Genomic DNA, 22,098 nt, shown 5'->3' on the forward strand with positions numbered 1-22,098 from the left:
AAACTGTTAGCAGTCCCGTGCTTAATGCGCTTGTTATGTGTAAATTTTCTCCACACAATTAAAATCTGCAAATGTAACTTTAAATGTAGAACCTGAGCGTAACTCAATAATATGCTGAAATCCATTGCCTGTAATCGATACTTCATGGGTTAAAACATCACCATGAAAAGTATCACCATAATTAAATGGATTCTCAGTACCTATAAGTTCATATGATTTTACTTTTAAATAATTCAGAACAATATCACGGTCATGTTGTTGGCCAAGTAAATTTAATGAAATTGATAAAGAGGGTTCAAATGGACGAACCTTATTTCTATTTTCTGCAATAGTTATCGATGTAACCCATGCATCATGAAGTGATTTTGGGTGGTTTAATTCATACCTTTCAGTGTTTGCAGCAAACTCAAATAATTCACTCGGAAAATTATTCCTATTTGAATTTAGATTAGAAATATATTCATCAAAGCTAGAATTCATTTACCAAACTTCCATTTACACATAGACATAATGACTCCCACAAAGAGCTAGCCTCTACATTTTCGTGGGTTAGTTTATCAGCAAAACTGACAAGCCAGAGCCATAATATATGTGTCAAAACAATATAAAGCAGAGGCTAGCATGAATAACATTAGCATAGTTTTCATTGGATTAGATACTCATAAAGAGTTTTTTGAAGTCGCACATGAATTAGATGGCCGTGATAATCGTGTTTTACATGATGCTCGCATCTCTAGTGCAAAATCATCCGTCATCAAAATGGCCCGTGATTTCCAATCCAAATATCCACAAGCGACCCTTCATTTTGTTTACGAGGCGGGTCCTTGTGGATATTGGATTTATCGACTATTAACTAGCCTTGGTCACTGTTGTTACGTCGTCGCACCTTCTTTATTACCTAAAAAGCCTGGTGAAAAAGTCAAAACTGATCGTAAAGATGCGATGAAATTAGCACACTTACTTAAAATGAATGATATTCCAATTATTTACGTACCTGAGGCTGAAGATGAAGCTGTTCGTGATTTATCTCGAGCACGACAAACTGCAACTAATGATTTAAACCATGCTCGTTGCCAATTAAAAGGCTTTTTATTAAGAAATAATATTTGTTATGACGGTACAGCAAATTGGTCTCTCAAACATCTACGATGGTTAAATGAGTTAATCTTACCTCACCCTGCCCAACATATTGTTTTACAGGAAATGCTTAATACGATTAATGAACGAATGAAGCGCTTAGCTCGTTTAGTTAACGAACTTGAACATCAAGTTAAGCAGTGGTGTTATTACCCTGTCGTTAAAGCAATACAAGCTATGCGCGGAATCAGGTTCTTAATTGCTGCAAGTATCATTGCAGAGCTCGGTGATTTAAGACGCTTTGATAATCCTCGAAAGCTAATGAAATATTTGGGTTTGACCCCCAGTGAAGATTCAAGTGGTGATAAACGTAGATTAGAAAAAATATCTAAATGTGGTAATGGCCGAGCTAGACGTCTTTTAATTGAAGGCGCACACAGCTATAAATTTCCAGCTAAAGTGTCTTCTGAAATGCAAAAACGACAAGAAATGTTAAGTAAAGAAGTAATCGATATTGCTTGGCAAGCACAATTAAGGTTATGCAAAAGGTACCAAAGGTTAATGCACAGAAGTAAACATCGCAATGTTGTAGTAACTGCTATCGCCAGAGAAATGATCGCATATATATGGGCGATTTCAAGGGAAGTGGCAATTGCACCTATCGATGTAAAAAAACGCATTGCTAGAGTACCAGCATGAAAAGGTTAGAGTTAATGCATTGGATCAAGCAGCGGGTGTGGCACAATTCCCGAGGGCGTTAGGTCGGCAACATTGAGTAATCGATGTTGATCCACGAGCATAGACTGAAACAATGTGCCACGACGGAAAATGTAAGGTAGGCGCTGCTAATCAATAGATTAGTAATCCACGAATATCAGCATGATAACCGACGAAATTACTTTGCTTCATTCAGTGCATTAACTCATTTATTTAAAATACGTTAAGAATGGCTTTAAAAAAGAAGCAAGGATCAGTGCAAAAAAGTTGATTGTGGGAGTCATATCAACACCCCATTCAGGGGCTGATAATTGCTTGCTAAAATGTGAAGCGAAGCGGAACCGAGCAAGCTGTTAGCAGTCCCGTTACTGTAATGGCTTATTAGCTGGCTAATGACTCTGCTTTTTTACCAAATACCTTATAGTACAGAAGATCTAAAACTGAAGCGATTGTAGCTACTATTAACCAATGAAAAAAATATCCAATAACATTTAAACCATGTGGTTCACATTGTGTTTCTAGTATTTCACAAAAAGTGAAGTTAACAATAAAAGTAGAAAAAGCAGCCAAACCAAAGATAGATAATAATGCAACAGGCCACTTAACTCTGAATAAACGAAGAAGTCCAACAATTACGATTACCGGTAAAGCTAACGTGAAAAATAAATCCATTTAAATCTCCTAAGTTCCAATAGACAGCTAACATTTGTATAAACGGCCCGCACACTTATCAGGTTAGACCTCTTAATATAAATTAAAAATAAGTAATTAAAAATAAATAGCTTAGAGATAAATAATGTCAAAAACGGAGGTAGTAAAGTGTGCATGCACGCTTTTCTGGTTAGACCTCTACGTAAAAATCACTATTTAATGCTTTATTATCAGACACATGTTGAACAATTTTTAACTAAATAAAGTGTGCTTGCACGCTTTGTAATTTATATGCGCCTATTATATCGGTACATATTTTCGTATGTGATTGACTATACAGCTTTTATTTTTTTGCATCAAGACAAAGCGTGCGACATAAAAATGTAAAGCGTGCTTGATTTATCAAAAATACAAACAATACTGTATATAAATACAGTTAAAGGCGTTTTCATAATGTCAAAAAGTCCTTTTTTAGAATCGGTTCGAGATGAAATCAGGCTGCGTGGTTATAGTATTCGAACCGAGAAAAGTTATTTATATTGGATCAAACAATTTATTTTATTTAATAATAAACGGCACCCTATGGATATGGGAAAAGAGGAAGTTAAAGGCTACCTATCATGGTTAGCTAGCTCTCAAAATGTAGCTAAAAACACACAGAAATCAGCACTAAATTCACTTATATTTTTATATGCTAAATGTCTTAAAATAAATTTAGGTGATTTAGGATTTACTTTAGCTACAAAACAAAGACATTTGCCTGTCGTACTTGACGATAAAGAAGTCTCGGCAATTTTGTCTTATATGAGAGGCTATGCAAAAACTGTTGTAGGGTTACTTTTTGGCAGCGGCTTACGTGTCAATGAATGTTTAAGGTTAAGAATTCAAGATATTGACTTTAATAACCTTTCAATAGTCGTCAGAGACGGTAAAGCAAATAAAGATAGACAAACTATACTCGCTGAAACATCTGTAAAACCTTTACAACTACTAATTGATAAAGCAATAAAAACCCAGCGAGAAGATAACAAAATAGGCTGCGGACCTTCATTTCCATATGCTTTATCACGAAAATATCCGAACGCATTTAAAGATCCCGGTTGGATGTTTATACCCAAGCCACTTCAAGATGCAGGATTCAGTTGGATTTAGAAGCGCTTTAGGCAAGGCATTGATTGCAGAGAATGGTTATTCCCTTGTCAAAATCAATAACGCAGCATAAAGCGCTTCTAAACCAACCCTGCGGGGACTTCTGAGCAAATCATGCTCGTTGTTCCATCTTCTTTTAAGGGAAAAACCATTAATACAAAGATGCGCCTAGATCACGAATTGCTCAGCAGTCCTGAAACTCGCATCTTGAAGTAGCTTGGGTATATATTCCCTTCATCTAATTTATGTGCTCACCCAGAAACAGGTGAATTGTGTCGTCACCATTTACATGACAGCTGTATTCGAAAAGCATTACAACCCGCTGTGCGTAAAGCCAATATTCATAAAAAAGTTAATTGTCATACCTTTCGTCATTCTTTTGCAACACATTTATTAAAGAGTGGTCGCGATATCCGTTCTATACAAGAGTTATTAGGCCATAACGATATATCAACCACTCAGATATATACCCATGTCATAGGCCAGCACTTTGCCGGGATCTCCAGTCCTCTAGATGACTTATAAAATAATAAAAAACCAGCTAAATATAGCTGGTTTTTTAAATTGTAACTTTAATCTTTTTTAACTAATCATCTGTACGGTAACTTGCAAGATCGGTAGTGAGTGTTACACCTTGTGATTTAAGCATGTTCACACGTTGTAAATATGCTGCACCTTTTAGCATATGTAATGCCACATCAACTGCACCACGACGTGTAAAGTCTTCTAAATATGTGCCTTTTACCCAGCTATTAAATGCGCCTAAACTTGGGCCTGCCCAAATTTGGTAATCCATTTCGCGGCCTTTTTCACCAATATTCGACCAACGAGATGATAAACCTAAGTACCAACGGAAAATCAATGCCATTTTACGTTTAGGGCTGCTTTTTGCACGAGCTAACATTTCAGGGTCACGCTGTTGGAAAAATGACTCTGTTCCTGCCCAAACATCATCTAAATTAGAGCGAAAAATTTGTTTTTCGATTTTTAAACGCTCATCAACTGGAATATCTTCAATTGAGTCATAAGCTACATATAAGTCGTAAAGTTTTTTAGCGCGCATAGCAAACATAGAGCCGCGTTTTACAACTTGCAGTTTTACGCCCATTTCAAACATATCTGCGGCTGGTGCCATAGTCACATCAGCCATTTCAACATTTGCTAATAATTTACGCGTATATTCAGAAGCACCCGCCTCTACACATGCTTGGTTTACCGAGCCTAAAACAATATAGGCTGCACCCATATTAAATGCAGCAAGAGCTGCTTCAGGCGTACCAATACCACCGCCAGCACCTACGCGTAATGCGGGTGAGAAGTTATATTTAGCTTGCACTTCATCGCGCAGTGCAATGATAGTCGGTAATAAAGTTAAAAATGGACGATTATCGGTATGACCACCAGAATCGGCTTCAGCAGTAATATCATCAGCCATTGGCACCAATTGAGATAAATCAGCTTGTTCTTGAGTGATTTTGCCTTGTGCTAATAGCTTATCTAGTAACTTTTTAGGGGCTGGCTCCATAAAGCGACGACCAACTTCTGTACGTGATACTTTTGCTATTACCTTGTGGCCAATATTCACAGAGCCATCTGTATTTTTAGATAAACCCGCAACTCGATACCAAACAATGTGCTCAGTTAAACCTAAGTAAGCTGACGCCTCTACAGTTTTAACACCTAATTTTAAAAAGCGCTCTACTGCACCACGTTCAAGTGCTTCCTCGCTCGGTGCATGAATTAAGTTTACAGCATATGGGCCATTTGGTAGCTCTGCTTGAATTCGCTTAATTGACTCTTCTATTACATCAGGTACTAAACCTGCAGCACCAAATGAACATAAAAAGCCTGCTTTACCTAAAGCAACCACTAATTCTACTGATGCGATGCCATTTGCCATAGCGCCACCATGGTACGCGTATTTCACGCCATGCTGTTTTTTATAAGCATCATCGCCTAAATCTTCTGGGTTAAGCTTTTGTGCAAAAGCTAACACAGCTTCAGATCCTGACGCTGATATACTATTTGCTAAGCCTGCTTGTGCGCCATTTTTTGCTACATATACTGGATTAGTTAAATCCATTAAGGCTGTTTTTATGGCACTGCTTTGGGTTTGAATAGTTGAGTTATCAACTTTCCATGCCCAATCAATATTATTGTTATTTATATCTAACATGTTTATTCCTAAATCTTTTATTTGCTTTGCAAGGGTGTTACCCCTTGCAACGCCACTAGCTATCTTAAACTGTGGCTTAAACTGAAATATGAAACCGCTCAGTTATGCTTCAATGATTGACAGTACAATATCTTTTACTTCGTAGATACGTAAGCCATCTTTAGATAAATTAGCATCGCCCACTAAGCGTATTTCACCATCAGTTTTAATAATGTCAGTAATATGCACATCTAACGACATTTGTTTGTTGATAGGTGTAATTTGACCTCTGTACTTCCACTTAACTAATGTCGTAGGCGCAATAAACCTTGGGTTTGCAAAGCTTTTACCTAAATCTTTTTTAAGTGCATAAGTTTGCATTAATTCTATTATTGCTTCTACACCTAAAGAACCTGGCATTACCGGGTCTTGATGGAAGTGATAACGGAAGAACCAATCTGTTGCATCTATTTGGCGCTCACCATGCACATAAGCAACACTCGCTTTACCACCCCCTTCAACAATTGAAACCGTATCAATAAAGTTCATTTGGCCACCCGCTAATTTATAATGCGGTTTACCTTGCGGTGCTTGATAAAGGGCTAAGTTTTTATTGGTTAAATCTAGTTTTTCAATTTGTGATACGGGTATTTTATTATCTACAAACCAAGCATGAGTAATTTTACCATTATCAATACCTAACTGATTTGTTAACGCGTCGGCACCAAAGTAACCAAAAACAGCTGTGCCTTTATAAAACACTTCATCTTCAACTAAAAGCTCAAATGTAAAGCTTTGTACTATCATGCCACCGGCCATAGTGGTGCTTAATAATACTGATTTATTTACAATCGTTTTGCCACGTAAATCAATTTGCTTAACTAAATCACCACTTCCATCTAGGTTACGGAAAAACAGGTCTTTTTCAGGATATTTAAGCGTAGTGCCCATATAACCTGAAATAAAGCCGTTTGGTTGTAATGCAATTTCCATAATTAATGAATATGGCATCCAAGATTCATGACTATTTTTAATAAAGTACCATGCGTCTTCAGGTACATAATACTCAGCAATACAGCTTGAAGGGTTTTTAAGATCTAATCGCTTACCCTTAACTTCAACAACTTGCGTTACTACCTGCAAATCACCACAAGGCGTGCGTGGTGGAATACGGCCTTTATACACATCAAAGTCAGGGCCAAAACAATTAGAAATATTACCTGTTGCAAATTCAAACATGTGCCAAGGTGTAAATGGTGCTTGGTTTGGCACGCGGTTTTGACCTGCCACAATTGGCGCTTCAAAATGTTGAATTGGTGTCACACCTTTTTCTTTTGGTGCAGTTAAATCAGACTCAACACGCATTAAGGGACGTTCAGGATTTTTAAAAGGGTTTACGCCTCTTTCATCTAATTGGCTTTCATCAACCGAGAGAGGTTTAGCCACTTCAACACGTGTAGGTTTCACTTCAAGTAACTGTGTATTATCAGGTAAAGTCACTGGGTAAGGAGAGTTTTCATCTTGCTCTGTGATCATCACACATAAATTTTTGAAATCTACTACCACTTTGCCATCAAGAATAATATCTATGTTCGCTTTCATAAACGGGTATGGTTCCATGCCCATTTCTGTTACTTCCATGCGATAAGTCAGAGTATTGTGTTGCGGTATCACTTGGCCACGACAACGTACCGTTTGTGACATACCTGGCATAGGCTGAAAACGTGCATTATTTACATTAATATGCATGCCTAATTTCAGCATAAAGAACATAGCCATTTGACCACAACCTTCACTCATTAAAGAGCCAGCCATTACTTGATCGTCTTTAAAATGACACGGGAAATACCAATGTTCTGGATCTAAATCTTTTTGACCTTCAAGTAAACCTAAACCCCAATGACCGCCATGGGTATCAATTTTTGTAATACGTTCAATCATTAAGAATTTTTCTGATGAGAATTTCAACGATGGATTACGACCACCTTGGTCATAATTATCACCAAAACACCCAGCAACATCACCATTAACCAGTTTCATCATTTCAGCGTAATCAAATGTCGCTTGGTTATTATGCATTAACGGCTCAAAGTACGACTTTGTAGCATTGGCTAATTGTGCTTTATCTTTATCGTTATGTATTACACCTTTGCCGTCAGCAAGTTCTTCATCAGTAAAGAAGCCTGCACAACCATTACGCATAATAAGTACTTTTTTGTCACCTACATAACAATCATAGTGGAAGAAAAACAATAACTGGTCGCCGTTTTTAGCATACGAATCTATATGAATTTCGTAGCGTAATGTTTCACCACCAAAGGCCATTTCTTCTAAGAAAGTTAATTCACAATCTAATAAACGATAAACGCGTTCGCCTTTTGCTTCAAAATCAATACCGATATATGAAATTAATAATAAATCACATTGGCCAGATTCAACCGATACTGACCAAGGGATTTGGCCATCAATTAAAAATGGTGCATCTGTCGGAATATCATATTCAGTACACATATATGATTTTTTATATTCGTTTACTTTTGCATCTAGCTCAGTAACACGACTTACTAATAAATAATCTGTAGTAGGTAGGCGTACGCGGCGAGAATAGTTATCGATAATGTCGTATTCGCTACCAAATACTTTGCCGATATCGCCTTCTGCAAATTCAACTAAATCAGCTGTATCCCAAATAATATTGTTAGGTTGATTGAAACGCTCTTGAAGTTGTAATGGCGGATAACTGTAACCCGCAGGACCTTTTATTTGAAAACCAGACGCAACTTCTTGCGCAACAGGTGCTAATGGCGCTTGCTCTGATACAACTGATAAAACCGGCTTTTTAGCAACCGTATTAACTTGGCCGCCTGAAGCTAGTTTTGCCTGTATTTCTACTAATTGAGAAATATGCTGCTGCGCTGCTTGGCGAGTTTTTAAAAATGCTTCATGAGTCGCTGATTGCTGGTAAATTTCTTTACTTGCTTTACTACTCACGTTTACTGTATTTGCAATTTTTTTCGTATTTGATTGAGTACTTTTCACAGTTGCTCCAACGTTAGCAGTTTGTGCAATAACAAGTTTAATTTCTGCAACTGCTTTAATCGTATTTATCTGCTTAGGGGGTAAATTACTAATATCTACAGGGCATAAAATCGGTGCCAATGTTTTAGTAATAAGATTCTGTTTTATTTGTGCAATAACAGCCGAATCATGTGATGTAATTGACTCAGCAATTTTTTGACCGCCTAAGCTAATTTTTTTAATCAACTGAGGGCGTTTTTTAACAGGCGCTACGGCACTGCTTTGATAAGGTGTATTTGTACCAGATAACACTAAGTGTGCACTAGTTGCATCTCTGCCTAGGCCACTAATTGCAATATGTGATGAACCTTGCTTATCTAAAACAAGTGCTGATTTAATAATACTGGCAACACCTGAAGCATTAAAAGTATGACCAACATTAGACTTAACACTACTAATATTATTGCCGGCGACTTGTGTTGCATAAAGTGAATTAAAAGCAGCTTGCTCTGCGTTATCTTCAGCTATAAAACCACTAGCATGCGCTTCTACTTTAGAGATCTCTGATGCAGATACATTAGCAGCTTTAAGTGCTTTTTGTGCTGCGATACGTACTGCGTTTTCATCAACACCCGCAGCAAAACCAATACCATCAATTGTTGCGTATGTATTTTGTGCATTCACTTTTGATTGTGGTTTAACTACAAAGGCACCAGCGCCTTCACCGACTAACCAATGATTTTTATCAGCGTTTCCGGCTTTCGAAACCGGACCGTAATGTTGGCGTAAGGTAATATTTTCAGCAGAGCCTGCTAAATCAACACTTGCAATAATAACAGCATCAATATCACTGGTTTGAAATAAGTTTTGTGCGAGTTCAACACAACGATATACGGAGTTTTCTTCAGCAGATAACGTAAATGCCGGACCAGAAAAATCCCATAAAGCCGAGATACGTGACGCCATAATATTACCAATGAAGCTGGTATATTGGTTAAGCTGTGCAGCAAATGCCACACCATCTTTGGCGATATTAGTCAGTTCAGTCTGTTGCTCTGATGTAAGCTCAATACCTTGCTGTTTTAAACTGGTTTCAATTTGCGTTGTTAAATTTACACGACCGCGATATTGGTGTAATTCAAGCTCAACACCCATCGCTACTATAACTGCAACATTTGAGCCTATCTCCAGCCCTGCATCTTTAGCTGCATTATCAGCCACTTTCATCATCATAAGTTGCTGTGGAATTAAACAGTCTTGCTCATTTGGCGGCACTTTAAAGCGTAAAAAGTCAATATCAAAGTCTTCAACGTAACCACCGATTGGCGCTTTTTCTAATTGTAATGCTTGCATTACTTGGTTATCAGTTTCGATACCTTTCCAGCGATTTGTAGGTAATTCTCTAAATGTATTGCTCTTAGATTCAATGACTTTTCTAAATTCAGTTAGATTTTGAGCATGACCAAAATGTGCATCCATACCAACAATGGCTAATGGCTCACTCTTTTTAGCGACCTCGTTAATAGCCTCTAAAACTTGAGTGGGCTCTTGTAAAACTAAGTGGGCATTTGCACCACCAAAACCAAATACACTGACACCCGCTGTTCTTGGCTTTTGTGCACCATTGACCAGCGTATCTGGCCAAGGCGTTAATTCACTTGGCATCTGTTCGCCAGTTAAATAACCATTTTTAGAGCTAAGTGGTTCATTTAAATTGATTGTGGCAGGAATTTGCTTTTTATTAAGCGCCCAAATTGCTTTGGTCATGCCCGGCATACCTGCAGCCGTTAATAAATGGCCCAAATTAGATTTAACAGAACCTAACAGCGGTTTATTATCATAACGACTAAAAAATGTATCCATTGAGCCTAATTCAACTTTGTCACCTTTTGGTGTGCCCGTTGCGTGACATTCAATGTAATCAACATCTTTTGGGTTAACGTCGGCATTTTGATATGCGCGTTCATATACTAACACTTGGCCTTTGGTATTAGGGCTTAAAACAAACTCCCCTTTACCATCGTTTGATAAACCACCGCCTTTAATAATGGCGTGAATTTTATCGCCATCACGTACCGCATCACTATGACGTTTTAATACCATCATGCCCGCGCCTTCACCAGCAAATAAGCCTTGTGAATTTTTATCAAACGGTGCATGTATGTTATTAGCCGGATATGCCTGAAATATAGAAAACCCCATATTTACAAACATAGGATCGGAGCCTGATACTGCGCCCGCTAACATCATGTCAGCTTTGCCTGTATGTAAATAATCACACGCCAGTTTTACTGAATAACATGAAGAAGCACATGCTGCATCAAGTGCGAAGTGTGAGCCCCCTAGGCCCGCAGCTTGCGCTAATAACGCGGCAGGATAACCCGCAACTAATGCATTATCTGGATGCACATCAGCTTTTGGTTGGGTAAAGTGACTCAGTGAAAAATCTTTATGTACTGTTTGTTTTAACGCGTTATCAACTACTTGATGATATAACGGCATAAATAAATGATTTGATGATTTCGTTGGAAAAGATAAGTTTCCTAAAATCAAACCACAGTTTTCAAGTACATTACTGCCCCAATAACCCGCATCTTTTAATGCTTGTTTGGTTACATAAAGTGACCATTGGTTTAAGTCGTCTAATTGTTCTAAATATTGCGGGCTAAGTGGGCTGTTTTCTTGTAATACATCATCTGCATCAAAATTAAAGTCACGTATGTAACCGCCATGAATACAATAGAACTTATCTGTATCGCCTTTGTTACCATAATATTTTGCTGGGTCTACACCCATTTGTTCGCTATTTGCTTTAGAGCGACAATCTTGTTGTTCTAGCAGCTTTTGCCAAAATTCTTCAGGTGCTTGTGAACCTGGGAATAAATTAGCAATACCTACTACTGCAATATTTTCCATTGTTATTCTCTTATTTTTCGATCACGATAGAACCATGGAACAAATGACTTAGCTCCATGATCACACCATGACTTATCAACTTAGCTACAGCGCGCATATACGTTAGTTCATCACTTGTGCCTTTTGCATTGACTGGCACTGATAAATGATTTGAATCTGCATTTTGAGTAACATCGGTATCTAAAATTTTATCCACCCAACTAGATAATGAACGCCCAGGTCCCATTTCAATAAATACTTGCGCACCTTTATTGTGCAAGGTATTTACTAAACGTGGAAAATCAACGCGATCACACAAGCATTTAGCTATGCTGGTTGCAATTGCTTTGCTACGTTGTGGAATAGGTAAATAACATGAACTTGAATACATTTTGGTTTTGATGCGTTCTGTCACATCCATCGTATACAGGCCTGTCATAGCATCATATTCAGAATTCGCTGGTGCACTATGTATTGCATTAGCCATATTAAGAGCCATTGCACGTACACCTAGTTTTTTAATCACTTTTTGACACGCTGGCGGATAACCCGCCACTAATAAGCTGTCTGGTGTATTCACTATGGTGCAGAAAACTTGAGGCTCATCAATACTTGCTAACTCAAACTCTTCAACTGTGGCTTTAATGGTATAAGTTTCCCAAATCACTTCTGTTTCAGAAGACGTTTTTGGCATATTCCATTGGTCACGTAGAGTAAGTAAATCACCACACAATTTATTATTAAAAGTATCTGATGCAGCTAACCGTGCACTCATTAAGCCAGGTTGTTGCCAACAGCCTAGTGCTGCATACATGCTTACTTCACCCATACTATAACCAGTAGCAAAGTCGGCTTTTACATTAAATACATTTTCAAATATTTTTGTAAATACACAAGCATAACCTACACCCGCTTCAGCAATATCAGCTAAGCTGCCTCTAAGCGCTAAATCTTTTTGTTTCAGTTCTTTAAAGCCTAAACGATTAATACTTCGAGGATTCAGTAATGTATCTTTTAGTGTAATCGCAATATCATCAGCAAGAGCGGCAACACCTTGATAAATTTGTGGGAATATATGAAATAAATCACGGCCTAAGCCCACATAAGTTGCACCTATGCCTGGATACATAAAAGAGATATTCTCACCTGCCCCAACAGGGTTAGCAGTAAAGTAGCTGCCCTTAGGTGTTTTCCAATCACTGTTATTTAAGAATGCTTTTGATATGCCATGCTCAGCTAATGCGATTTCCTTGCTTAACTCATCGAAAGATTCAGCAAGTAATACAACAGAAAATTGCTTATGCGCATCAAACTGCGCAAAACATGACTTAGCAAGTTCATTTATCTGCACAGATGTTTGGCTATTTAAACTCGCTACTTTATCTAACAATGACTTTTCATCATCAGCCGATAATAAAAATACTGATAAATCGCTATTTGCAATAAAACCATTATTACGTACATCTTCAGCAGGAAAACGCTCACCCGCTGTTAATGTCGTAGCCATTAACAAGTTTTCTTCTAATACAATATGACAATAGTTATTTGCTGTTTGACAACTATAAGCTGCGATATGTGCACTGCCATCTGAATTTGGATACCAAGGACGAGACTCTGTTGGTACATAAAAAGCAGAGTCTTGATATTGAGATAACACATCAGGCTGAACATTTTGCCAATCACTGATCGCAGGAATATATCTTTGTTGCAGTGAAATAATACATTTTAACAAACCCGCTAATTGTGAGAACGCATCGCCCTCACCTGTCACACTTTTAGCACAGCTTATTGCGGTATTTAATTTTGTTTCAGTTTGATAAGCCTGTAATAAACCTTGCTCTTCAATACTTGCTAACGCTTTATCTGCATTGGCAGAGACTTCAAGTAAATGTACTTGCTCAGTGGTAATATTTGCTTGTTCAAGCGCTTGCGCGGTTGTTTGAGCAATATCAGCACCCGTAGCAAAACTTTTTATGTTGGCGTAAGTATATAAAGTATTGTTAATTGCACACTCACTTGATGCAATCAAAATACTCACAATACCTTCAGCTTGATTGTAATGACTAAAGCTTTCATCAAAACCGATTGTTGCTGGTGTATTGTCTTGTTCAATAGGTGAGGTTAATAAATTAACCCCAACTAATACAACAAGTTTATTAGCATTAACAAAATCTTGGGTTTGTTTTAAAGCAGACGATAAATCAGTGGTTTTTGACAGCTCTATTATATTAAGTTTATCAACATTTAACTTATTCGCATTTGCTAAACGTGCTACAGATGCTGCGACAAGTTCAGATTTAACTGAACTTTTCGGTAAATTCACTTGCTTAGCAGCAGTCCCTTGATAAAAAGCACGTTCAACTAAATCAATATTTGAATAACTGCCAAAATTGGCATCTAAGCCAACGATGGATAAATTTGTATTAAGCATTTTTATCCTCGTTAGTTTTTGTAAAAAGGTTATTCAAGTTTTCGCTGATCGTCACTTCAGCAGATTTTACGTGTGCTAAAATCTGCTTTTTTTCTGAAATTAAAGCGATATCTGCCACTAACTTAGATGCGGTTTGTTCAACCACTTTTAAATCAATGTAAAACCCTTCACCTAACATTACTTCACGGTTAATCTGCCAAGCTAATGTTTTAGAAGGTAAACTGCCCATTCCAAGCTGCTTACGTACCCAAACTAACATCGCCTGATACACTAAATCATTTGCAAATATATTGTGACTTGTAAAGCCTGCCTTTACAGGAAGTAAAAACTCTCCCTGTTTAGATTGCGCAATGCTTGGCACTTTACACCCTAATAATAACGATGATTCATTACATGAGATCACATCAGTGATCCCTTGCAAACTTTCGCCATGAAATAAAGTGCCATTTTTGTAAAGTGCTTTAGCTTCATCTGAAATATCAGTTTTCAATACAGGTAGTGATAAAGCTGATACAGGTGCCTCATTATGGCTTCGCGTTAAAATTAGCTCAGCGCCATAATGAAATACTGTTTTACCATTTGAACTGACATTAGAAACAGTGCTCGATATTTTTGCATCAAGCTTTAAAGTATCAGCGTTGTCGGCTAATACTTTAAAATCAATGTTAACTTCATCAGCTTGCGTACCATCAAATACGATGCCTTTAAATAATTTATAGTTTTCAAGGCCTTGATAATGGTAACCAGTATAAAGTGATATCGCAGCGTCACTCATCCAAGCAATAGCACATACAGTTGGCAATACTTGATTGCCACCTATAACGTGATCAGCTAGAAATGCATTAGTAAAAGTACCGTTAGTCGTTTTTAATGCTTTTGTTAAACGACTAACTTGTGGCTTTTTTACATCTGTACCTTCAGCTTGATCTTTCGATAAGTCATTACCAACAAGAATTTGTGCACAACGGTTATCTGTTGCAGCCAGTTCGCTTACTAATAATTGTGCTCCAGCATCTAACGGTATGATATATACACCTCTGGCATCAAACATACGTTTGAGTTCAGGTGTTACCATGCCACCATCCCAAGGACCCCAGTTAAAACTTAATACTTGTGCTTGTGGGTTTAAGGCTTTAAAACGATAAGCTGTTTTATTTAAGATATCGTTAGCAATTGAATAATCAGACTGCCCTGGATTTCCATAAAAACCCGCAGCTGAAGAGAACAAAACTAAATGTTTAATATTTGATTGTTCGGTGACAGATAATAATGAAGTTAAACCATCAATTTTTGTACGATATACCGCATCAAATTCAGCTAATGTTTTTTGCTCTATAAATTTATCAGCAAGTACTCCCGCACCGTGAATAATACCCGTAACAGTCCCAAACTCAGCAAGAACTGGTTTTACAGCAGTTTGTACGCTTTCGCTATTAGTCACATCAGCAGAAACATATTGTGCTTGACCACCAGCGGCTTCAATTGCAGTTAATGTTTGCGCAATTTCACGATTTGCCAATACAGGGCGAATAAACTGAGATACTTTAACCGGAGTTGGTTTCTCACCCATAGCGATTAATGCTTGCATCGCTGCTTTTTTTAGTGCGACTTCATCATTAATACCTGTCGCCCAGCTAGGCTCATTTGCATCAAAAGATGAACGTCCTAATAAAACAAATTTAGCTTGATACTGTTTTGCAATTTCAATCACACAATGTGCTGTTACGCCCTTTGCACCACCGCTGACTAAAAAGACAGATTCCTTATCTATGCTGTTGCCAGAAGTCAGTGAATAGCTATCTGTTACTTCACCGATTAAAGTTAAACGGCCAGTTTCATCGTAACCCACTTCACTTAGTTCTGTATCCACATCAGCTAGTTCATCCGTAATAATGTTTGCAATTTGAGTTGCTGATAAGCTTGATGCTACATCAATTGCGCGACAGAATACACCAAAGTCAGCCCACTCATGTGATAAAGTTTTAACTAAACCGTTTAAACCACCTTGAACTAAATCTACTGACACATCATTTGATTCAAAACCAATTTGTCCACCTTGGTGTGTTATCACCATAAATGTAGCACGTGCTACTTTTGCAGCTTTTACATTACATAATTTCGCTAAGATAAATGCTAACTCTAAGCCTTGTTTTGACGCTTGTGGGTAAACAATATTGTCAATTGTTGATTCTGGGTGTAAATAAATAACAGAATCTAATTGCGCATTTTTCGTAATAATCTCACTGATCTGAGCTTCATCAACACTTGAAATTGCAATTTCATTTACCGTATTTGGCAGTGTTTTACTTGCTTGTGCCGCAACCCAGCTAGGATTGATAACGGTCACATTCCAACCACTGTTAATTAAATTTTCGCTTAGCTCAACTGCTGCATCACTGCCATCATTCACAACCAGTGCATTTGCACCTTTTGTATCTTGGTTAATTTTTGTTACTGCTGCTAAACGTGAAATCGCCACTGTTGCACTAGGCGCATTTTTAACTTCTTCAGTAATAGTTTCACTAATCGCTACATGATTTAATTCTGTTGTAGTTACTTGCTCACCGCTTGCCTTACTCTTCATATGCGTGACGATTTCACCTAAAGTACGTAGCTCTGCTAAATCTTCTGGGTTTAAATCTGGTAAATCTGTGATTGTTTCTTGAACCGCACCTAAAATTTCAACACGTTTAATAGAGTCTATCCCTAAATCAGCTTCCATATCCATTTCAAGTTCTAACATATCTACAGGATAACCCGTTTTCTCTGCTACCACTGTCATCATCACAGATTGAATGTGGTTCAAATCAATGCTAGATGCAGCGTTTGTAACTTCAGCTGAAACAGCTTCTGAACCTGCAACTGGCGCTGAAACTTTAGATTGCATATGCGATACAATTTCACCTAAAGTACGAAGTTCTGCTAAGTCTTCTGGATTTAAATCTGGTAAGTCAGAAATAGTCTCTTGTACCGCACCTAAAATCTCAACTCGTTTAATAGAATCTATGCCTAAATCAGCTTCCATATCCATTTCAAGCTCTAGCATATCAACAGGGTAACCTGTTTTATCTGCTACTACCGTCATCATTACAGACTGCACTTTACCCAAAGAAAGGGGATTTAAGTCAATGCTTGGTGTAGCTTGTGCTTCTTGTTCGACTGGCGCTGAAACAACTTCTGCTGTTACAACTGGTGCTGCTACTTTAGATTGCATATGCGTTACGATTTCACCTAAAGTACGTAGCTCTGCTAAGTCTTCTGGATTTAAATCTGGTAAATCTGTAATTGTTTCTTGAACAGAGCCTAAGATTTCAACACGTTTAATAGAGTCGATACCTAAGTCAGCTTCCATATCCATTTCAAGTTCTAGCATTTCAACAGGGTAACCTGTTTTTTCTGCTACCACTGTCATCATCACAGATTGGATGTGGTTTAAATCAATGCTAGGTGCAGCTTGTGTCACTTCTGCTGAAACAACTTCTGATACAGTTACAGGTTCAACTGATACTTTTGACTGCATGTAAGAAACGATTTCACCTAAAGTACGAAGCTCAGCTAAATCTTCAGGGTTTAAATCTGGTAAGTCTGTAATTGTCTCTTGAACAGAACCTAAGATTTCAACACGTTTGATAGAGTCTATGCCTAAGTCTGCTTCCATATCCATTTCAAGCTCTAGCATTTCAACAGGGTAACCTGTTTTATCTGCTACGACGCTCATCATTACTGATTGGATGTGACCTAAATCAATGCTTGGTGCTGCTTGTACTACAGGCGCTGAAATAACAGCAGGAGCAACTGATACTTTAGACTGCATATAAGAAACTATTTCACCTAAAGTGCGTAGCTCAGCTAAGTCTTCTGGGTTTAAATCTGGTAAGTCAGTAATTGTCTCTTGTACAGAACCTAAAATTTCAACACGTTTGATAGAATCTATGCCTAAATCAGCTTCCATATCCATTTCAAGTTCTAGCATTTCAACAGGGTAACCTGTTTTATCTGCTACGACGCTCATCATCACAGACTGAATGTGGTTTAAATCAATACTTGGTGCTGTATTTGTGTTTGACTCAACTAAATGTAAATCAGGTGAGCTTGATGCTGTAGTTGGTGTAGCAGCTTTTGCCTTTGACTTCATGTAGTCAACGATTTCGCCTAAAGTACGTAATTCAGCTAAATCTTCAGGATTTAAATCTGGTAAATCAGGGATCATTTCTTGAACTGAACCTAAAATCTCAACACGTTTAATCGAGTCGATCCCTAAATCGGCTTCCATATCCATTTCAAGTTCTAACATCTCAGCTGGGTAACCCGTTTTATCGGCTACCACTTCAAGCATAACAGTATTGACTTTATTTAAATCAAAAGAAGCAACTTTTTCTACTTGAGGCTGAACGACTGGAGCAGCTGTTACAACTTCAGGCGCGATAGCAACTGCGGTGGCAGCTGTTTGTACTGGCGTAATCGTTTTTGCTACGGTTTTAACCGGTGAAGAAGTAACTGGTGTTTCAGTGACAGGTTTAGATTTTACCGACTCAACAACAGCTGGCGTTACTGTTTGCTTAGTATCTACTGAAACAGGTGGTGCTGCTTGCACATCATTTAGCATTGCTGACATATTGTCAGTTTGATTATTTAGATATTGCTCATGAACACGTAATGTTTCTGATTGGAACTCATGATACATACCTAAAGTACGCTCTAAGCTTTCAGGTAACTCGTTACCTGTTTGTGCTTCAAGCACATTTTGGAAAGTCTTAGCGTAGCCTTGTGGCCCTTGCATATATTGTTCATGCACATTCAATAGTTGTTGTTGATGCTCAACAAACTGGCCTACACTGCGCTCAATGCTAGACGCTAATTCATCAGCATTAGATGCTGAATTTACAGCGTTTGGTGTACTTGTGTGGCTACCATCAGCTTGTACGTAAACGATTTTCTCAACTACTTTTTCTACTTCAACAATCTTTTCTACTATTTTTTCGACAACTTTAGGTTGTGGCACTGCGACTGGTTGTGTTTTAGCTTGTTTAATTGTCCAACCATCAGTTAAAGCATCATCAAATGCTTTTTTAGTTTTAGGGCTGACGTAAGATGCACCCGTTAACTTCATTGCTAAAGGTGATTTCTTAGCTGCTTCTAATGGGCGTTTTATTGCTGAATATGGGTCAATTTCATTTAAATCTAGACCTAATACCAACATCTGCATGGCAGCTTGACGCATTTGTACATCTGCAGACTTTTTAGGATTTGCATTTATGGCAATTGCCGTCACATCCGATTTTTCAGTCAAAATGTTTTCAACTAGTTTAGTTAACACATTTTTAGGACCAAACTCGATAAAGATTCGACCGCCCGCATCATATAAATTATCAATTTCTTCATTAAAATGAACTGATTCTAAAATATGATTTTTTAAGCTCTTTTTAATCTCAGCTGCTTTATTTGGATGTGCTTTACCTGTGCCATTAGCAAATACAGGAATGCTAGGCTTAGTAAATTTAGCGCTATCAATTGCTTTAGCAAATGGTTTTTGTGCATGACCAACAAGCGGCGTATGAAATGCAGCAGAAACAGGTAAAGGTACTACTTTATAGCCTTTAGTTTTTAGTTCGATCATTGCAATTTCAATTTGGCTTGTTACACCCGCTACAACAACTTGATTATTTGAATTGTAATTCGCAATTGAGATATCTTTGATGTCTTTAATATCATCAGCTACTTTTACAGGGTCGCCTACAACCGCGATCATAGTACCGGCATCAAAGTTTTCATCGCCCGGTGCAGCCATCGCTTGTCCGCGACTGCGCGCTAACATCATGTAGTCTGTATCATTTAATACGCCAGCAGCCCACAAAGCGGTTAACTCACCAAAACTATGACCTGCAGTGAAGTCAGCCGAGAAACCAGCTTGTTTAAATGTATTGTATAAACCAACACTAAAACAGCCTATTGCCGGTTGTGCATGTTGTGTTAAACGTAATGCTTCATCTTGTGCTTTACGATCAGCATCATTAAATACTGGAATTGGGAAAGTAACATTTGATAAATGAGATAAACCTGCTGATGTAAATTGTGCATCCATATCTGCAGCACTTTGCATGACACTTGGAAAATTACATGCTAAGTCATTGCCCATATTCACATATTGTGAACCTTGGCCTGAGAATAATGCAACCACTTTACCTTTAGCATCAATACCTGATTGACGATAGTAAATACCCGTTGGTACTGACCATTCAACTTCACCCGTTTTAGCCTTAAATTGCTTAAGCGCAGCGTTGATCATATCAATAGCTTGACTTGCATTTTTTGCAATAAAACCACAACGGGCTAATTCTTTAGCCGGTTTAGTCGCAACACTTTGTGTCACTAACCGATTAAATGCAAAAACTTGTGCATCTGCATCAACTGATAACTGTGTAAGATGATCATTTAATTGTGCAACAATGCCAGCTTCATTTTCAGCAGTCATAAAAATAGACTGTGGTACTGCCGTAATACGGTATTCACCTTGCGCTTTAGGTTGATATTCTTCCAATACCATATGGTAATTAGTACCACCAAAACCAAATGAGCTTACACCCGCTCTACGAGGTAGACCATCTTCTCTTGGCATCCAAGGTCTAGTTTGGCTATTGAGGTATAATGGGCTGTTTTCTATATCAAGATTGACATTTGGTTGATCAATATGCAGTGTACCTGGCAATACTTTATGATGTAATGCAAGAATCGCTTTGATCATGCCCGCCGAACCCGCAGCTGCTTTAGTATGACCAACTTGTGATTTGACTGAACCTAACGCAATATGCTGCGTTTTATCATTATCTGCACCAAAATGTTTCGTTAATCCCGCAAATTCAGCAGCATCACCCGCTTTAGTACCTGTACCATGAGCTTCAATTAAACCACATGTTTTTGGATCCCATCCAGCATCGTCATAAGCACGTTTTAATGCTTTAGCTTGACCATCTGGACGTGGCGCATAAATAGACTTAAAGCGACCATCTGAAGAAGTACCAATACCTTTAAGTACAGCATATACTTTATCGCCATCACGCTCAGCATCTTCAAGACGTTTAAACGCCATCATGCCGATACCTTCACCTATCATCATGCCTTTTGAATCATCGTCAAATGGGCGAATATCATCATTGGTTGTAAACGCAGGTGTTTTAGAGAATGACATATACATAAATGGTGAGTTATCACAACATACACCACCTGAGATCATCACTTCTGATCTATGTTCTAATAAATCTGAAATTGCTAATTTAACAGCCGCTAAAGAGCTAGCACATGCAGCATCAACAACACAGTTAGTGCCTCCAAAATCAAAGCGATTCGCAATACGACCTGAAATTACATTGCCTAACATGCCTGGGAATGAATTTTCTTCCCAACCGATATAAGCTTTTTTAAACTTTTCAATGATCATAGCGCGATCTTCAGCATCTACGCCTGAGGCTTTTAATACCTTTTCAAGGACAGGACCTTGTAATCGTGATGTCAGTGGAGAAATTTGCTTTTGACCGCCACCAACACCTAAAGTGATACCGACTTTATCACGATCATATCCTGAACCTTCACCTATACCAGCATCATTGAGTACATCACGGGCAACAACTAATGATAATAATTGGGCAATATCTGTTAATTCTAAAATATTTGGCGGAAGACCAAATTCCATAGGGTCAAAATCAATTTCAGGTAAAAAACCACCACGTTTACAATAAGTTTTATCGGCTACAAATTTATCTTCAGAGTAATAATCGTCAATCGCCCAGCGATCCGCAGGTACATCTTTTATTGAATCAACAGACGCAAAGATATTATCCCAGTATTGATCTAAGTTTGTTGCATCAGCAAATACTGATGCCATGCCAACGATGGCAATTGGGCATTCTTGTAAACGGGAATTAAATTGCTGTTCATCAACTAGTGCATCAACATCTTTAATCGTTTTTGCTAAAGCAGGTTTTGCCTGACTTTTATTCGACATTCTATT

The 22,098-nt window shown here is 38.0% G+C and carries 9 protein-coding genes; 3 read left to right on the top strand and 6 right to left on the bottom strand.

Features of this window, described 5'->3' with window-relative positions; translation table 11 throughout:
* Positions 1-33 precede the first annotated feature (33 nt).
* Positions 34-480, bottom strand: a complete 447-nt coding sequence (locus tag PSA_RS13155) for a hypothetical protein (protein WP_059364933.1) — start codon at positions 478-480, stop codon at positions 34-36.
* 141 nt (positions 481-621) lie between these two features.
* Between PSA_RS13155 and PSA_RS13160 the strand changes: the two genes are divergently transcribed.
* Positions 622-1,776 (top strand): IS110 family transposase, encoded by a 1,155-nt coding sequence (locus tag PSA_RS13160; protein ID WP_059364935.1) that lies wholly within the window; start codon positions 622-624, stop codon positions 1,774-1,776.
* Positions 1,777-2,175: 399 nt separating this feature from the next.
* Here PSA_RS13160 and PSA_RS13165 read toward each other — a convergent pair whose 3' ends face one another.
* The gene (locus tag PSA_RS13165; RefSeq protein ID WP_042150783.1) at positions 2,176-2,466 is read right to left on the bottom strand and encodes a hypothetical protein; all 291 of its coding nucleotides are present in this window, start codon (positions 2,464-2,466) and stop codon (positions 2,176-2,178) included.
* Positions 2,467-2,898: 432 nt separating this feature from the next.
* Here PSA_RS13165 and PSA_RS13170 point away from each other — a divergent pair, with 432 nt between their 5' ends.
* Both PSA_RS13170 and PSA_RS24615 read left to right on the top strand, forming a co-directional pair.
* A complete protein-coding gene (locus PSA_RS13170) occupies positions 2,899-3,597 on the top strand; it encodes a phage integrase N-terminal SAM-like domain-containing protein (protein ID WP_052380199.1) in 699 nt (232 codons plus the stop codon).
* 267 nt (positions 3,598-3,864) lie between these two features.
* Entirely contained in the window at positions 3,865-4,119 is a 255-nt protein-coding gene (locus PSA_RS24615; RefSeq protein WP_042150837.1) for a tyrosine-type recombinase/integrase, read from the top strand.
* 61 nt (positions 4,120-4,180) lie between these two features.
* Here the strand turns inward: PSA_RS24615 and PSA_RS13175 are convergent, their stop codons facing one another.
* The 4 genes from PSA_RS13175 to PSA_RS13190 all read right to left on the bottom strand — a co-directional run bounded on the left by PSA_RS13175 (position 4,181) and on the right by PSA_RS13190 (position 22,092).
* Positions 4,181-5,770 carry a PfaD family polyunsaturated fatty acid/polyketide biosynthesis protein gene (locus PSA_RS13175; RefSeq protein WP_042150789.1) on the bottom strand — a complete coding sequence of 530 codons (1,590 nt, stop codon included), beginning with the start codon at positions 5,768-5,770 and terminating at the stop codon, positions 4,181-4,183.
* A gap of 102 nt (positions 5,771-5,872) precedes the next feature.
* Positions 5,873-11,683, bottom strand: coding sequence for a beta-ketoacyl synthase N-terminal-like domain-containing protein (locus tag PSA_RS13180; protein WP_042150791.1), 5,811 nt, complete (start codon positions 11,681-11,683; stop codon positions 5,873-5,875).
* A gap of 10 nt (positions 11,684-11,693) precedes the next feature.
* A complete protein-coding gene (locus PSA_RS13185; protein WP_042150793.1) occupies positions 11,694-14,093 on the bottom strand; it encodes a PfaB family protein in 2,400 nt (799 codons plus the stop codon).
* Complete coding sequence (locus PSA_RS13190; protein ID WP_042150795.1) at positions 14,086-22,092, bottom strand: type I polyketide synthase; 8,007 nt, start codon at positions 22,090-22,092, stop codon at positions 14,086-14,088. The genes PSA_RS13185 and PSA_RS13190 overlap by 8 nt, the downstream gene beginning before the upstream one ends.
* Positions 22,093-22,098 lie beyond the last annotated feature (6 nt).

The organism is Pseudoalteromonas sp. '520P1 No. 423', from assembly GCF_001269985.1.
Taxonomy (GTDB): Bacteria; Pseudomonadota; Gammaproteobacteria; order Enterobacterales; family Alteromonadaceae; genus Pseudoalteromonas.

What these genes read in the sequence shown, in the direction of transcription:
- PSA_RS13185 (WP_042150793.1), bottom strand. Translation starts at nt 14,093, where the DNA reads ATGCTTAATACAAATTTATCCATCGTTGGCTTAGATGCCAATTTTGGC.
- PSA_RS13155 (WP_059364933.1), bottom strand. Translation starts at nt 480, where the DNA reads ATGAATTCTAGCTTTGATGAATATATTTCTAATCTAAATTCAAATAGG.
- PSA_RS13160 (WP_059364935.1), top strand. Translation starts at nt 622, where the DNA reads ATGAATAACATTAGCATAGTTTTCATTGGATTAGATACTCATAAAGAG.
- PSA_RS13180 (WP_042150791.1), bottom strand. Translation starts at nt 11,683, where the DNA reads ATGGAAAATATTGCAGTAGTAGGTATTGCTAATTTATTCCCAGGTTCA.
- PSA_RS13190 (WP_042150795.1), bottom strand. Translation starts at nt 22,092, where the DNA reads ATGTCGAATAAAAGTCAGGCAAAACCTGCTTTAGCAAAAACGATTAAA.
- PSA_RS13170 (WP_052380199.1), top strand. Translation starts at nt 2,899, where the DNA reads ATGTCAAAAAGTCCTTTTTTAGAATCGGTTCGAGATGAAATCAGGCTG.
- PSA_RS13165 (WP_042150783.1), bottom strand. Translation starts at nt 2,466, where the DNA reads ATGGATTTATTTTTCACGTTAGCTTTACCGGTAATCGTAATTGTTGGA.
- PSA_RS13175 (WP_042150789.1), bottom strand. Translation starts at nt 5,770, where the DNA reads ATGTTAGATATAAATAACAATAATATTGATTGGGCATGGAAAGTTGAT.